General features: G+C 69.8%; 15 protein-coding genes and 1 riboswitch. Of the genes, 7 read left to right on the plus strand and 8 right to left on the minus strand.

Annotated features, from left to right (window positions below; genetic code table 11):
* Positions 1-46: 46 nt before the first annotated feature.
* Entirely contained in the window at positions 47-946 is a 900-nt protein-coding gene (locus ACGFY9_RS22205) for a CU044_5270 family protein (protein ID WP_393756529.1), read from the plus strand.
* On the opposite strand, the gene ACGFY9_RS22210 is transcribed toward ACGFY9_RS22205, so the two are convergent.
* Both ACGFY9_RS22210 and ACGFY9_RS22215 read right to left on the minus strand, forming a co-directional pair.
* Positions 947-1816 (minus strand): bifunctional 5,10-methylenetetrahydrofolate dehydrogenase/5,10-methenyltetrahydrofolate cyclohydrolase, encoded by an 870-nt coding sequence (locus ACGFY9_RS22210; RefSeq protein ID WP_393756530.1) that lies wholly within the window; start codon positions 1814-1816, stop codon positions 947-949.
* A gap of 32 nt (positions 1817-1848) precedes the next feature.
* Positions 1849-1933: riboswitch (ZMP/ZTP riboswitch) on the minus strand.
* 255 nt (positions 1934-2188) lie between these two features.
* On the minus strand, positions 2189-2554 hold the full coding sequence (locus ACGFY9_RS22215; RefSeq protein WP_393756532.1) for a nuclear transport factor 2 family protein: 366 nt from the start codon (positions 2552-2554) through the stop codon (positions 2189-2191).
* 171 nt (positions 2555-2725) lie between these two features.
* On the opposite strand from ACGFY9_RS22215, the gene ACGFY9_RS22220 reads away from it, so the two are divergent.
* Positions 2726-3022: a hypothetical protein gene (locus ACGFY9_RS22220; RefSeq protein WP_366435392.1), complete on the plus strand. Its 297-nt coding sequence runs from the start codon at positions 2726-2728 to the stop codon at positions 3020-3022.
* Between the two features lie 79 nt (positions 3023-3101).
* On the opposite strand, the gene ACGFY9_RS22225 is transcribed toward ACGFY9_RS22220, so the two are convergent.
* Positions 3102-4856 carry an ABC transporter ATP-binding protein gene (locus tag ACGFY9_RS22225; RefSeq protein WP_393756534.1) on the minus strand — a complete coding sequence of 585 codons (1755 nt, stop codon included), beginning with the start codon at positions 4854-4856 and terminating at the stop codon, positions 3102-3104.
* A gap of 158 nt (positions 4857-5014) precedes the next feature.
* On the opposite strand from ACGFY9_RS22225, the gene ACGFY9_RS22230 reads away from it, so the two are divergent.
* The 3 genes from ACGFY9_RS22230 to ACGFY9_RS22240 all read left to right on the plus strand — a co-directional run bounded on the left by ACGFY9_RS22230 (position 5015) and on the right by ACGFY9_RS22240 (position 7734).
* Positions 5015-6103, plus strand: coding sequence for an S-(hydroxymethyl)mycothiol dehydrogenase (locus ACGFY9_RS22230; protein ID WP_393756536.1), 1089 nt, complete (start codon positions 5015-5017; stop codon positions 6101-6103).
* A complete protein-coding gene (locus ACGFY9_RS22235; protein ID WP_393756538.1) occupies positions 6103-6732 on the plus strand; it encodes an MBL fold metallo-hydrolase in 630 nt (209 codons plus the stop codon). The genes ACGFY9_RS22230 and ACGFY9_RS22235 overlap by 1 nt, the downstream gene beginning before the upstream one ends.
* 87 nt (positions 6733-6819) lie before the next feature.
* Positions 6820-7734 carry an SDR family oxidoreductase gene (locus ACGFY9_RS22240; protein WP_393756540.1) on the plus strand — a complete coding sequence of 305 codons (915 nt, stop codon included), beginning with the start codon at positions 6820-6822 and terminating at the stop codon, positions 7732-7734.
* 9 nt (positions 7735-7743) lie between these two features.
* On the opposite strand, the gene ACGFY9_RS22245 is transcribed toward ACGFY9_RS22240, so the two are convergent.
* A complete protein-coding gene (locus ACGFY9_RS22245; protein ID WP_393756542.1) occupies positions 7744-8271 on the minus strand; it encodes a hypothetical protein in 528 nt (175 codons plus the stop codon).
* A 50-nt stretch (positions 8272-8321) separates the two neighbouring features.
* Here ACGFY9_RS22245 and ACGFY9_RS22250 point away from each other — a divergent pair, with 50 nt between their 5' ends.
* Entirely contained in the window at positions 8322-9125 is an 804-nt protein-coding gene (locus ACGFY9_RS22250) for an SDR family NAD(P)-dependent oxidoreductase (RefSeq protein WP_393756544.1), read from the plus strand.
* Here ACGFY9_RS22250 and ACGFY9_RS22255 read toward each other — a convergent pair.
* On the minus strand, positions 9099-10499 hold the full coding sequence (locus tag ACGFY9_RS22255) for a pyridoxal phosphate-dependent decarboxylase family protein (protein WP_393756546.1): 1401 nt from the start codon (positions 10497-10499) through the stop codon (positions 9099-9101). The genes ACGFY9_RS22250 and ACGFY9_RS22255 overlap by 27 nt on opposite strands.
* A gap of 264 nt (positions 10500-10763) precedes the next feature.
* On the opposite strand from ACGFY9_RS22255, the gene ACGFY9_RS22260 reads away from it, so the two are divergent.
* Complete coding sequence (locus ACGFY9_RS22260) at positions 10764-11462, plus strand: L,D-transpeptidase family protein (RefSeq protein WP_393756548.1); 699 nt, start codon at positions 10764-10766, stop codon at positions 11460-11462.
* Positions 11463-11518: 56 nt separating this feature from the next.
* On the opposite strand, the gene ACGFY9_RS22265 is transcribed toward ACGFY9_RS22260, so the two are convergent.
* From ACGFY9_RS22265 to ACGFY9_RS22275, 3 genes are read right to left on the minus strand one after another with little or no spacing between them, the layout of a single operon-like run.
* Positions 11519-12718, minus strand: coding sequence for a Gfo/Idh/MocA family protein (locus ACGFY9_RS22265; RefSeq protein WP_393756550.1), 1200 nt, complete (start codon positions 12716-12718; stop codon positions 11519-11521).
* Between the two features lie 56 nt (positions 12719-12774).
* Positions 12775-14118, minus strand: coding sequence for an ABC transporter substrate-binding protein (locus ACGFY9_RS22270; RefSeq protein ID WP_393756552.1), 1344 nt, complete (start codon positions 14116-14118; stop codon positions 12775-12777).
* Positions 14119-14128: 10 nt separating this feature from the next.
* A complete protein-coding gene (locus ACGFY9_RS22275) occupies positions 14129-15085 on the minus strand; it encodes a carbohydrate ABC transporter permease (protein WP_393756554.1) in 957 nt (318 codons plus the stop codon).
* Positions 15086-15088: the final 3 nt, after the last annotated feature.

Raw genomic sequence — 15088 nt, forward strand, 5'->3', positions numbered from 1 at the left:
CCCGCGCACCCAAGGGGCGCCACCGCTGAACCGAGGGATCATCGCCATGGCTGATGAACTTGAACTCCTGCGTAACGCCAACCCGTTCACCAGCGACGGGTCCCTCTACGGCGACGGGCCGCTTGACCATCATGCCGAGCGTGGGCTCAACAGGCTGGTGTACGGACGGCGTTCGCGGCGGCGCCGGATGTTGTGGGGTCTCGCGGCCGCGACTGCCGTCGCTGCGACCGTGCTTGCTCTGGTGCTGGGCGGGCCGAGCAGTACCCCGGCGGTGGCGGCGCCGCGGGCGCTGACAGTGCAGGCGGGCTCCACGCCGGTGTCCCTGAAGCAGCTCGCCGCCCTCGCCGTGGCGACCGCGGTCGACGGAACTCCCGCTCTGCGCAGGGGAACTCACGTGCAGTCATGGAGTCTCGGCATGTCCGACGACAAGCCGCCGGTCACCATCCCCGAGGAACGCATCGTGCGCTGGAACGCGGACGACAGTCACACGGAACGTGTCGTCGAGGACGGGCATGTTCTCAAGGAGACGACGTTTCCGCCGAGTTGGAGCGATGTGCCGCCCGATGCCCGGCCCCCGCACGACGTGGCGGGACTGCGGGCGTACCTCCAGGAGACGGCGTACAGCAAGACGCCGTTGACCACCCCCGAACTCCTCGACGCCGTGGGGGTGTTGCTGGACCACTGGACGCTCGGGGCGCGTGAGTCGGCCGCGTTGGCGCGGCTGCTCGCGGGGGCGGACGGGCTGCGGCCGGTGGGGGAGGTGACCGACCGGCTCGGGCGGCACGGGCAGGCGTACGTCTATCAGCGGTCCGCGACCCGACTGATGCTGATCATGGACCCGGCCACCGGCGCCGTCCTCGGAATGGAGACCACCTTCACTAAGGACCAGCCCGAGTACGGCGTCAAGGCCGGGGACGTCATGGACTACAGCGCGTGGACGCGCTGATCACACCCCGAGCTGCCGGGCGGCGGCGGTCACCGTCTGTTCCAGGAGCGTGGCGATCGTCATCGGGCCGACGCCGCCCGGCACCGGCGTGATCAACGAGGCGCGTTCGGCGGCGGATTCGAAGTCGACATCGCCGATGTTGCCCGCGTTGTAGCCGGCGTCGATCACGACCGCGCCGGGCTTGATGTCCTCGCCGCGGATCAGCCGGGGGCGTCCCACGGCGGCGACCACGATGTCCGCCTCGCGGACCACCGCGGACAGGTCCCGGGTGCGGGAGTGGCAGTAGGTGACCGTCGCGTCGCGGGCCAGGAGCAGCATGCCGGCCGGCTTGCCAAGGATCGCGCTGCGGCCGACGACGACGGCCCGCTTGCCGGACGGGTCGACGTCGTACTCGTCGAGCAGCCGCATGATCCCGCCGGGCGTGCAGGACACGAAGCCCGGCAGGCCGAAGCTCATCGTCGCGAACGACGCGAAGGTCACGCCGTCCACGTCCTTCTCCGCCGCGATCGCCTCGAACGCGGCCCGCTCGTCGATGTGTTCACCCATCGGGTGCTGGAGCAGGATGCCGTGCACGGTCTCGTCGGTGGAGAGCGCGGTGAGGGTGGCGACCAGTTCGGCGGTGGTCGTGGTGGCGGGCAGTTCGACGTGCCGAGACTCGATGCCGGCCTTGCGCGAACGGTTCTGCTTCATCCGGACGTAGGTGACGGACGCCGGGTCCGCGCCCACCAGAACCGTCGCGAGACAGGGCGCCGTACCGGTGCGTTCCGTGAGGTCGGCGGCCTTCTTCGCGGTGTCCTCGACGATGCGCCGGGCGAGCGCGGTGCCGTCCTCCCCCAGTGCCTTAAGGGCCTGGGAGGTGCCCCCAGCCATGCCTGAGACATGATCCACTCCTGAGCTGGTTGACCAATCGCCCAGGCGCACGGCATCGACTCCGCGTGGGCCGCTCCACGGTGGTGCTCCACCTCAGCGCCAGTCACGACCCACGAACAGCCTAACCGACAGTCCTACGACAGCACGGGCCCGCTCAGCCACGCCGGAAACCCCGCGTCCGACCGGCAGGCGGCGGAAGCGAGTGGGACCGTGCCGCTCGCAGCGCCGACCCCAGCAGCGTGGCGGACGCTCGCAGTCCCGCCGCGGAGACCGGCGCCCGCCGTCGCGTCGCAGCGGAGCGGGCTGGTGCTGTGGTCGCCGAGAAGGTCCAGGTCAGACGGGTGTTGATCCGGACCTTCGGCACCAGCCTCGTTAGCCGTCCCATGCCTGGATCATGGTCTGCCGGGTGATCTTGCCGTCCTCCAGTAGAAGCATCGACTCGGCGAGGACACGGGCCCCGTCCGGGTACTGACACGATTCGCTGTAGGCGACCCGGTCCCCTTGTACGACGCATTCCTCCAGCTTGTGCGTCATGTCGCGGCTGTAGACGTCGGCGAGCATCGCGCCGATCTCGTCCCGGCCGTGCAGGACCTTGGGGTGACTGGGCTGGGTCTGGTGGTCGACGACGTGGATCTCGGCGTCGTCCGCGTAGAGCGACAGAAGTGTCGCCGCTGTGTGTTCCTCGATGCCCCGGCGCAGGGCTTCGGAGTCGAAGCCGGAGCGTGCCGCAGTGCCCATGGTGACCTCCTCGGAGGGGCGCGGCCCACACAGGAGCGAGCCGCGACGGGCCTCTCCTACGAGACTCCTCCGCCTCGCCGTGGTCGGCAAACCGGGAGGCGCGCTCCGCCTCACGGGTGAGCGGTGCCCGGTACCCGTGACCGCGCGAGGACCGGCCGCGTTGCTGAGGGCATGATCTCAACACGACGTATTGCCGCCGCCGTTGGTCTCGCCGTCGGGGTCACCGGCCTCGTCGCGCCGATGGCGAACGCCGCCGACGCGCCCGCCTTCAAGGACGGCAAGGTCAGCCCGGTCGCCCTGCTGGACTCGCTCGCGGTGAGCGAGATCCCCGCCGAGCACCGGGCGGAGGTCCCGCGGGTCGCCAGTCAGCTGCAGGGGCTGAACCACCTGAACGACCTCCAGCAGTTGCACCAGGTCACTGACATGGCCGCGCCGGTCACGGGACTCCTCCCCAGCATCGAGCCGTGAGCCCGCAGTACTGATCCCGCGGAGCACGCGGACCTTGAGGGCCGTCCGGAAACGGGCGGCCCTCAGCCGTTGCGCGGGATCAGCCCGCCGTCGCCAGGAACTGCGTCGCCGCCAGCTCCGCGTACAGCGGGTCGGCGGTCACCAGCTCCCGGTGCGTGCCCACCGCGCGGACCCGGCCCGCGTCCATCACGACGATCCGGTCGGCCATCGTCACCGTGGACAGCCGGTGCGCCACGACCAGGACCGTCGTCGTACGGGCCACATCGGCGACGGTGTCGCGCAGGGCCGCCTCGTTCACCGCGTCCAACTGAGAGGTCGCCTCGTCCAGGAGGAGCAGGCGGGGGCGGCGCAGGAGCGCGCGGGCGATGGCGACGCGCTGGCGTTCGCCGCCGGAGAGGCGGGTGCCCCGGTGGCCGACGAGAGTGTCGGCGCCCTTCGGGAGGCGGGCGACCAGGCCGTCGAGGCGGGTCGTCCTCAGGACGCGGGTGACGGCGTCGTCGTCGGCGTCCGGGTTGCCGAGCAGCAGGTTGTCGCGCAGGGAACCCGACAGGACCGGGGCATCCTGCTCCACATATCCGATGGCGGACCGGAGTTGGGTCAGTTCCCAGTCCGCGAGGTCCCGGCCGTCGAGGGTGATCGCGCCGGACTCGGGGTCGTAGAAACGCTCGATGAGGGAGAACACGGTGGTCTTGCCCGCGCCGGACGGGCCGACGAACGCCGTCATGCCCTGGGCCGGTACCTCGAAGGTCACGCCGTGGTGGACGTAGGGGAGGTCGTCGGCGTAGCGGAAGCGGACGTCGTCGAAGGCGAGTGCCGCGGGTTCGGCGCCGGGGGAGGGCAACTGGGCGGGCGGGGACGGGGGTTCGGCCGGGAGTCGGAGCGCCTCCTGGATGCGGGCGAGGGCCGCGGAGCCCGTCTGGTACTGGGTGATCGCGCCGACGACCTGCTGGATCGGCTGCATGAGGTAGAAGACGTAGAGGAGGAAGGCGACCAGCGTGCCGACGTCTATCGCGCCCGTCGCCACGCGTGCTCCGCCCACCGCGAGGACGGTGATGAAGGCGATCTGCATCGACAGGCCGGCCGTATTGCCCGCCGCCGCTGCCCACTTGGCCGCGCGGATGCTCTGCCGCCACGACTCCTCGGCCGCCGCGTGCAGGGTGCGCTCCTCGCGGTCCTCGGCGCCGGACGCCTTCACCGTGCGCAGCGCGCCGAGGATCCGCTCCAGCGAGGCACCCATCACGCCGATCGCGTCCTGCGCCTGCCGGCTGGCCCGGTTGATGCGCGGCACGATCACGCTGAGCACGGTGCCCGCGCCCACGATGACACCAAGCGTGACGGCCAGCAGCACGGGGTCGACGAGACCCATCATCACCACCGTCGCGACGAGGATGAGCCCTTCGGTGCCGAGGCCGACCAGTGAGTCGGTGGTGACCTCGCGCAGCAGCGTGGTGTCGGAGGTGATGCGGGCCATCAGGTCGCCGGGCTCGCTCCGGTCCACCGCGCTGATCCGCAGCCGCAGCAGATACGACGACAGGGCGCGCCGCGCACCGAGCACCACCGACTCGGCGGTGCGCCGCAGAACATACGAACCCAGCGCGCCCACCGCCGCGTTGGCGACCACCAGTGCCGACATCGCGAGCAACGCCCCGGTGATCGTCCGGTCGTGCGACAGATCGTCGATGAGCCCCCGCGCCACCAGCGGCAGCAGCAACCCGGTGCCCCCGGTGACCAACGAGAGCAGCGCGCCCGCCAACAGGGCCCAGCGGTGCGGTCGTACGTAGTCGAGGAGCAACCGCCAGGCCGGCGGACCGCTCTGAGTCCCTGCGATGCTCACGGCGCTCCTCGGGAGTCGGTCGGAACATTCAGGCTACGTCGGCCGCGATCGATCACGGTGATGGGCGGGGGCCGTGGCCGGGACGTCAGCGTGCCCTTACCGATCAGTCACGCGTAGGGTCGGAGGCAGGGACAACGGCGACGAAAGGGTTCAGGACCATGGCGCAGGAAGTACGCGGCGTGATCGCACCGGGCAAGAACGAGCCGGTCCGGGTCGAGACGATCGTCGTACCCGATCCCGGACCCGGTGAGGCCGTGGTGAAGGTACAGGCCTGCGGGGTCTGCCATACCGACCTGCACTACAAACAGGGCGGCATCAGCGACGACTTCCCGTTCCTGCTCGGGCACGAGGCCGCGGGCGTGGTGGAGTCGGTCGGCGAGGGCGTCACCGATGTCGCCCCCGGCGACTTCGTGATCCTCAACTGGCGTGCCGTGTGCGGGAATTGCCGGGCCTGTCTGCGCGGACGGCCGCAGTACTGCTTCAACACCCACAACGCCAAGCAGAAGATGACCCTCGCCTCGACCGGCCAGGAGCTCTCCCCGGCCCTGGGCATCGGCGCCTTCGCCGACAAGACCCTGGTCGCCGCCGGGCAGTGCACGAAGGTCGACCCGTCCGTCTCCCCGGCCGTCGCCGGGCTGTTGGGCTGTGGCGTGATGGCCGGCATCGGCGCCGCCATCAACACCGGCAACGTCGGGCGCGGTGACACGGTCGCGGTTATCGGGTGCGGCGGTGTCGGTGACGCGGCGATCGCCGGGTCCCGGCTCGCGGGTGCGGCGCGGATCATCGCCGTGGACATCGATGACCGGAAGCTGGAGAAGGCCCGCTCCATGGGGGCTACGCACACCGTCAACTCCAAGACGAGCGACCCCGTCGAGGCCATCCGCGAACTCACCGGCGGCTTCGGTGCCGATGTCGTCATCGAGGCCGTCGGGCGCCCCGAGACTTACAAACAGGCCTTCTACGCCCGGGACTTGGCGGGCACGGTCGTCCTCGTCGGTGTGCCCACGCCGGAGATGAAGCTCGAACTCCCGCTCCTGGACGTCTTCGGGCGGGGTGGCGCGCTGAAGTCGTCGTGGTACGGCGACTGTCTGCCCTCCCGCGACTTCCCCATGCTCATCGATCTGCATCAGCAAGGGCGCCTGGACCTGGCCGCGTTCGTCACGGAGACGATCCAACTGGACGAGGTGGAGAAGGCGTTCGAGCGGATTCACGGCGGCGACGTGCTGCGTTCGGTGGTGGAGCTGTGATGGCCGCTCGTATCGAACACCTCGTCACCTCGGGGCAGTTCAGCCTCGACGGCGGTACCTGGGACGTCGACAACAACGTGTGGATCGTGGGCGACGACCACGAGGTCGTCGTCATCGACGCGGCCCATGACGCGGACGCGATCCTCGCGGCGATCGGCGACCGCAGGCTGACCGCGATCATCTGCACCCACGCGCACAACGACCACATCGACGCGGCGCCCGAACTCGCGGACCGCACCGGCGCCACGATCTGGCTGCACCCCGACGACCTGCCCCTGTGGAAGCAGACCCACCCCGACCGCGACCCCGACGCCCACCTCGCCGACGGTCAGGTGATCGAGGCCGCGGGCGCCGACCTGAAGGTCCTGCACACGCCGGGGCACGCGCCCGGCGCGGTGTGCCTGTACGACCCCGGGCTCGGCACGGTCTTCACGGGAGACACCCTTTTCCACGGCGGCCCGGGCGCCACGGGACGGTCGTACTCCGACTTCCCGACGATCATCGACTCCATCCGCGACCGGCTGCTGACCCTCCCGCCCGAGACGAAGGTGCTCACCGGACACGGCGACTCGACGACCGTCGGGGCGGAGGCCGCACACCTGGAGGAGTGGATCGCGCGGGGCCACTGAGACACCGGCGAATACCCGACAGAGGGTGTCCGGCTTCTCCTGCACGATCGACATGACAGCGAGTCGAACGAGCACGGGAGGCCGGACATGCCGGGTCCACTGGAAGGCAAGGTCGCGCTGGTCGCGGGGGCGACGCGCGGAGCGGGACGCGGGATCGCCGTGGAACTGGGCGCGGCCGGCGCCACCGTCTACGTGACCGGGCGCAGCACCCGCGCCCAGCGCTCCGAGTACGACCGGCCCGAGACCGTCGAGGACACCGCCGACCTCGTCACGGCGGCCGGCGGCAGGGGTATCGCCGTCCCCACGGACCACCTGGAACCCTCGGCCGTCCGGGCGCTCGTCGACCGTATCGACGACGAACAGGGCCGCCTGGACGTCCTCGTCAACGACATCTGGGGCGGCGAGCACCTCTTCGCCTGGGACACCCCCGTCTGGGAACACGACCTCGACAACGGGCTCCGCATCCTCCGGCTGGCGGTCGAGACGCACGCGATCACCAGCCACCACGCGCTGCCCCTGCTCCTGCGCAGGCCCGGCGGCCTGGTCGTGGAGATGACCGACGGGACCGCCGAGTACAACCGCGACACCTACCGCGTCTCGTTCTTCTACGACCTCGCCAAGTCCTCCGTCCTGCGCATGGCCTTCGCCCTCGGCCACGAACTCGGCCCGCGCGGCGCCACCGCCCTCGCGCTCACCCCGGGCTGGCTGCGCTCCGAGATCATGCTCGACCAGTTCGGCGTACGCGAGGACAACTGGCGCGACGCCCTGGAACGCGTCCCCCACTTCGCCATCTCGGAGACCCCGCGCTATGTCGGCCGCGCCGTCGCCGCCCTCACCGCCGACCCCGAAGTGGCCCGCTGGAACGGGCAGTCGCTGTCCAGCGGCGGACTCGCCCCGGTGTACGGCTTCACGGACCTCGACGGCAGCCGTCCGGACGCGTGGCGGTACCTGGTGGAGGTGCAGGACGTGGGGAAACCTGCGGATGTGAGTGGGTATCGGTGAGGTGAGAGGTCAGACCCGCGTCACCGGCCAGCGTCCCGAGTGGCCCGGCGGGAGCGCCAGATCGTTCCGTACGGCGGCGTAGTAGCCCTCGCGCCTGGAGCGCTGACGATCCATCAACTCCCGCCAGGCCTCGGGGTCGTGGGTCTCCGCACGCATGAACCGCTCCATCTCCATCACCGCGCCGACCCACGCCCGGGCCTTGTCCACCACCTCCGTACTCCCCAGCAGAAGCAGCGCCTCACCGGGCGGATCCCGGTCCACGGTCGCCTCGGCCAGCAGCGGTTCCGCCTCGGCCGGGGACAGCGGGTGCGGATGCGGGTCGTTGCCGAAATGGGAGGCGACCCGGTAGGTCAGGGTCACGGACTTCTTCAGGGTCCTGGCGTACTCGGCGTACACCTCAAGCCGCCGCTCCTCCCAACGGGCGTCCCGCTCACGGCGGAACCTCGCCCGATCGCCCCGCACGATCGCCACGTACGAGCCGAGGGCGCCGATCACGACACCGATGAGCGCGGGAAGTTGCTGGATGAACGCGTTCATGTCCGCACGCTATCTGCCGAGTTGATCGTTCCGGCAGTACGTTCGGCCGCATGACTGACACAACGCGCTTCGAAGGGTACGGAGTTCTCGTCACCGGTGCGGCCCGCGGCATCGGCGCGGCCATCTCCCGGCGGCTCGCGGAGGAGGGGGCGCGGGTGCTGGTGACCGACGTCGATCTGCCCGAGGCGGAGAAGACGGCGGCGGCACTGCGCGAACTCGGGCTGGCGTCGGAGGCGTTCGGCTGTGATGTGGGGGACCGGGAGGCGGTGGAGCGGGCCGTCGCCCGGGCCGTCGAGTCCTTCGGGGCGCTCGACGTTCTCGTCAACAGTGCCGCGCACTGCACGCCCGACCTCCCGCTCTTCGAGGACGAGCCCGAGGACAAGTGGGCCGGCGACCTCGACATCACGCTGACGGGAACGTACCGGTGCTGCCGTGCCGCTCTCCCGCACCTGGTCGCCTCGGGACGCGGGGCGATCGTCAACATCGGTTCCGTGAACGGCGCTCAGGACTTCGGCAACCATGCCTACAGCGCGGCCAAGGCCGGACTCACCTCGCTGACCCGCACCCTCGCCGGGCACGCCGGCCGACGCGGTGTGCGGGTCAATCTGGTGATGCCGGGCACGGTACGGACCTCCGCGTGGGAGGGGCGCGACGACGAACTGGACGCCGTCAGCGGGCTGTTCCCGCTGGGCCGGGTCGGTGAGCCCGAGGACATCGCCGCGGCCGTCGCGTTCCTCGCCTCGCGGGACGCATCCTGGATCACCGGAACCACCCTCGCCGTCGACGGAGGGCTCACCGCGGTCAACACCGGGTTCCGGCTGTCCCTTTCAGAGCGCGGGTCCAAGGCGCAGTGAGGCGAGCGCCGCCAGCACCCGGTCCGTATCGGCCTCGGACGTACGCCAGTTGCTGAACGCGGCGCGCAGCGCGGGTGTCCCGTCGTAGACCGTCGGCGTCAGGAACGCCTCGCCGGTGGCGGCCACGGCCTCCGCGACGGCGGCCACCCGTTCCTGTGTGGGGTTCTCGGCGAGGGTGAAGCAGACGACGTTCAGCCGGACCGGTGCGGACAGCCGCAGGCCCGGGAACGCGGCGATGCCCTCGCCGAGGCGGTAGGCGAGAGCCACGTTGCGCTCGACGATCTCGCGGTGCCCGGCACGGCCGTAGGCCATGAGGGAGAACCACGCGGGGAGGGCGCGCAGGCGCCGGGAGTTCTCGGGGGTGAGGTGGAGGAAGTCCGGGTCGCCGGTCGGCGGGCCGAGGTACGGGGACGCGTTGTGGAACACCCTGGTCTGGAGGTCGCGGCGGCGGGTGAACTGGACGGCCGCGTCGTAGGGCACGTTGAGCCACTTGTGGAGGTCGACGCAGACCGAGTCGGCCGCGTCGAGGCCGTCGACGAGGTGGGCGTACGCGGGGGAGAGCGCGGCGAAGCCGCCGAACGCGGCGTCCACGTGCAGCCAGAAGTCGTGCCGTGCCTTGAGGGCGGCGATCGCCCGCAGGTCGTCGAAGTCGACGGTGTTCACCGTGCCGGCGTTCGCGACGACGATCGCCGGGCGGCCCTTCAACTCGCTGAGCGCGGCGTCGAGTTGGGCCACGTCGACGGCCTCGCGGTTCCCGGCGAGCACGGGCACGTACCGCATCCGGTCGCGGCCGATGCCCAGCACGGACAGCGCCTTCGGGACGCTGGAGTGCGGGCTGCCGGAGAGCACGTCGACCGGGCCGAGCGCGGCGGCCCCGTCCTGCGACACGTCCACGCCCCGGCGCTCGCCGAGCCACTCGCGGGCGACGGCGAGACCCACCGTGTTGGACACGGTCGCACCGGTGACGAAGGCCCCGGAGTGCGCCTCGCCCAACCTGAACAGCTCGCGCAGCCAGCCCACCGTCTCCCGCTCCAGCGCCGCCGCCCAGGAACCGGCCGCACCGGACACGTTCTGGTCGTACGCGCTGGTCAGCCAGTCCCCGGCGACCGACGCGGGCGTGGCGCCACCGGTCACGAAGCCGAGGTAGCGCGGGCCCGCCGACGCGGAGAGCCCGGGCGCCCACCGTTCGGCGAACCGCGCGAGAGCCGCCTCGCCACCGGCCCCCTCGACCGGCAGCGGCTCCCTGTCGGGCGCCTTGTCGAGCCGGGCGACCGGCCGCTCGGCCATCCCGTCCAGCTCACGGGCGGCCATGTCACGGGCGGACTGGAGGAGGGCGGGGAGCCGGGAGAGATCGTCGGCGAGAGTGCGGTGCATGGGCGGCAGCGTAGGACGAGGGGGTGGCCGGGGTATCGGTCCACTTCGGGGAAACTGGCCTGAGGGGAAATGTACCGAGGACCGCCCCAGGGCAAGACCACGCAACCGTAGGCACCGAGACCCCTGCGTCCGGAAATGTCACCGGGTGACGAGGAAAGTCACCGTTTCGTTGCAGCGTGTCCGCGTCTACAACCGCCACCCGGGTACACCGGTCTAGCTGGCAGAGATCGCAGGACCGGACAATGGGTTGGGGAAGGGCACGTCATGGGGGACATACGCAGACGAGGTGTCATGGCGCTCGGTATCACCGGGCTGGTGGCACCGCTCACGCTGGCGCTGGGCGGCGCTCCGGCGCAGGCGGCGACGAGCTGTACGACGCAGGCGGGGCCGTACCAGAAGCAGGTCGAGAAGTTCCTCGGCCGGCCGGTCGACGGGAAGCAGTCCGCCGCCGACTGCAAGGCCATCAAGGCCTTCCAGACCAAGCACGGCATCACGCCGAACATCGGCTACGCGGGATCCGTCACCTGGGGCGTGATGGACCTCATGAACAAGCAGAAGGCCGTGGGCAACAAGCCGAACGCGGCCGGCAAGTGCCCGACCAACAAGGGCCGCATCGCCTGCGTCAACCTCACGCTGCAGATCAGCTGGATCCAGGACGGCAGCCGGCTGGTCTACGGCCCGGTCCCGGTGCGCACCGGCCGTAACGGCTACGAGACCCGCACCGGTCTGAAGAAGATCTACTGGCGGGACATCGACCATGTCTCGAACATCTACAACGTGCCCATGCCTTATAGCCAGTTCTTCGACGGCGGCCAGGCCTTCCACTCGGTCAACCTCAGCATGTGGAACCCGCCGGGCTCGCACGGCTGCGTCAACATGACCCCGGCCACCGCCAAGAAGTACTGGTCGCTGCTGAAGAACGGCGACGACGTCTTCGTGTACGGCCGCAAGCCGGGTACCTGACAGAGCCGTAGGCCGGGCAACTGACGAACAGTCACCCGGCTTGCGCACCAACCCCGTTACGCGGGCGCGTCCCCGAAGTCCGGGATCTCCAGCCGCGCCCCGCCCTGCCGTGCCGAGTCGTGCGCGATGATGCCCGGCAGGGTGTAGCGGGCCGCGACCCACGCGTTCACGCTGGGCAGGGTGCGGGAGTTGACCGCGGTCACGAAGTCGTCCGCCAGGAAGTGGTGGCTGCCCTCGTGGCCGTTGTGCAGGTTGTCGAACTCCCGCGGCAGCCGCGACCGGTCGTGCACCGGCGCCGAGCCGGAGGTGAAGGCGGCCCGGAGGTCGGGCGCGATGTGCTGGAGTGACGGATCGTCAGGAGACATGGTGGGCTTGGGCTCCAGCAGTTCGCTGATGTCCTGCACCCCCTTCTTGTCCTGCCAGAAGGCCACCGTCGCGAGCTGCTCCATGCTCGCGTCCGTGCCGAAGAACCGGAAACGCGACTCCCGGATCTGCGAGGGATAGCCCACCCGCCGGAACTCGTTCGTACGGAACGAGCCGCCGCCCGCGACCTCGAACAGCGCGGTGGCGTTGGAGAAGTCGTTGCCGAACTGGCTGACGTCCTTGTCGAAGACCCCGTCCCCGCGCTCGTCGACGACACCGATCGCGGACACGCTCACCGCGTGTGTCTGCCACGCGCCGAGCACCCCGCCCACCGAGTGCGTCGGGTACAGCAGCGGCGGATAGCTGGCGGTGGCCTTCCAGTTGTCGCCGCCGCTGTACTGGTACGCCTCGTAGAACCCCAGATCCATGTCGTGGACGTAGTCGCCCTCGGCGTAGAAGATCCGCCCGAAGGCGCCCTCCGCGATCTGGTTGCGGGCGTGCACGGTCGCCGGGTTGTACTGGCTGGTCTCGCCCATCATGTACGTCAGTCCGGTCGCCTTGACCGCGTCGATGATCGCCGCGATCTCGTCCGTGCTGATCGCCATGGGGACCGCGGAGTACACGTGCTTGCCGGCGCCGAGCCCTTGGAGGACCAGGGGGCCGTGCGTCCAGCGCTGGGTGAAGATCGCGACGGCGTCGACGGCCTTCGACTCCAGCATCGCCTCGTAGGAGGGGAAAGTGCCCGCCAGCCCTTGTTCGGCGACCAGTTGTTCCGCCCGCTCCGGCAGGAGGTCGGTCACATAGACCTCACTCACGCCCGGGTGGGCCTGGAACAGTCGGGCGAACTGGCCGGAGAACTGGCCTGCTCCGACGATGCCGAGGGAGAACGTCATGGGTGCGTGTCCTTCTCTGACGGGGATTTCCCTGAGTGGAAATCACTGAACGAACATCACTGACCGAGAATGAAGTTGATCTGCTTGTTGGTCTTGCCCAGGCCGCTCACCGGTGCGTCGTTGGCGTAGACGTCCTGCATGGCGGGGCGCATCAACGCGTACACGTCCGCCGAGTAGTTGGTGATCGGGAAGGAGAAGGTGGCGAAGTCCTTCTTGTCGGCGACCGGCCGGGTGAAGGCCGTGACGTCGATGCCCTTCTTCTTGTAGGCGGCGACGGCGGCCTTCGTGCCGTCCGGGGTCGCGGGGAAGACGATGCCGTAACTCCCCACCGTCTTCTGGCAGTTGTTCGACGACAGGTAGGTCACCCACTTCCGTGCGCCCGCCTTGTTGTGGGCGTTCTTGGTGATCGAGTCGGCCAGTCCGTTCATCATGGTCGCCCGTTTCCCGGTCGGACCGGTAGGGGTGTACGCGGTGCCGATCTTGATTCCCTTGGCCGCGGCGTACGTGGAGATCATCCAGGCGCCGTCGAACGCGGTCGCCGCCTTGCCCGCCGCGATCTGCGCGTTGGGCGGGTTGGCGCCGTCGCTGTAGTCCGTGAACGGCGCGAGATAGCCCTTCTTCGCCAGGCCGAAGTACCACTTGACCGTCGACTGGTAGGTCTTGCTGTCGTACTGGAACTTCGTGCCCCAGCGTGTCTTGTCCGTGTAGTTCCAGCCGGCCGAGGCGGTGAAGGGACTCCACGTCGTCTGGCCGTCGGAGTCACCGGCGCCCCCGGTGGCCATGCCGTACACCTTGACGTGGTGCTTGTCGAAGCCCGGTTCGTCGCCGCGTTTGCCGTTCCTGTCGACGGTCAGATGCGCGATGGCCTTCTCGAAGGTGCCGCCGTCCGTCGGGTTCCAGGACAGGCTGTCGAGCTGGTCGGCGCTCAGCCCCGCCGACTTGGCCATCTTCTGGTTGTAGAAGAGGGCGACCGTGTCCCAGTCCTTGGGCGTGCCGTACTGATGTCCGTCCTGGCCCTGCCAGTTGGCGGCGAGACCGGGCTGATAGGCGGACGCGTCGATGCCGAGGTCGTCCAGCGGCTGGAGCACCTTGAGGTCGGCGAACTGGCCGAACTTCTGGATGTGGTCGGTGAACACGTCCGGCTGGGTGCCCGCGATGAAGCTCGCGGTGAGCTTGGTCCAGTAGTCGGCCCAGCCCAACTGGGTGATGTTCACCTTGAGTCCGGGGTTCTGCCGCTCGAAGTCCTTCGCGCAGGCCTGGTAGGCGGGGAGCTGGTTGGAGTCCCACAGCCAGTACGTCACCGTGTCCGAGGACGAGCCCACGGAGCCGCCCTTCGCGCAGCCCGCCGTCAGGGACAGCGCGAGCGCCCCGGTCAGTGCCATGACCGTACGAAATCGCATGCCCTGCCCCTTACTTGATTCCGGTGAAGCTGATGGAACTCACGATGCGGCGCGCGAACACCCCGAAGAGCACGAGCATCGGGAGCGCGGCGATCAGGGTCGCCGCCATCAGGCCCGACCAGTCGTAGCCGGTCTGCGGGGTCTGCGAGCGGAAGATGGCCAGCGCCACCGACAGCACGCGCGAGCTGTCGCTGTAGGACACCATCAGCGGCCAGAAGTAGTCGTTCCAGGACGTGATGTACGTCAGCACGCCGAGGGTGAGGACCGGCGTGGACGCCATCGGCAGCAGGACCCGGAAGAACACGCGGATCTTGCCCGCGCCGTCGAGCAGGGCGGCCTCCTCGACCTCGCGCGGGATGTTCATGAAGAACTGCTTGAGGAAGAACACGGCGAACGGCGTCATGAACATCGTCGGCAGCGCGATCCCGAACAGGGTGTCCACGAGCCCGAGTTGCTTGATGAGGACGAAGTTCGGCAGCAGGGTGAAGATCGCCGGCACCATCAGCCCGGCCAGGAACAGCCCGAACATCCGGTCCCGGCCGCGCCAGCGGAGCCGGGCGAAGGCGTAGGCGGCCATCGCGGAGAAGAACACCTGGCAGACGGTGATCAGGGTCGAGACGATCACCGAGTTGAGCAGATAGCGCCAGAACTTCAGCCCGCCGCCCGAACCGCCTTGTGCGATCGCCTCCTTGGTGGACTGGAGGCCGAGGGCCCGCTCGAAACCGCCGGTGGTGAAGTCGACCGGCAGCGGGTCCGAGGGGTGGGCGGCGAGGCCGGTGTTGGTGGAGAGCGCGGTGCGCAGGATCCAGTAGAAGGGCAGCAGGGTGATCAGCATGATCGCGGTCATCGCGACCCAGGCGGCGACCTTGCCGACGGAGGGCCGGGGCCGGGGCGGCCGTACGATCTCCTGCTGTGCCGTAGGCGTAGGGGTGTTGGGCACGTTGGGTGTGGTAGTGAGGGTGGCCATGTC

It is taken from the genome of Streptomyces sp. NPDC048504 (assembly GCF_043200035.1).
GTDB lineage: Bacteria > Actinomycetota > Actinomycetes > Streptomycetales > Streptomycetaceae > Streptomyces.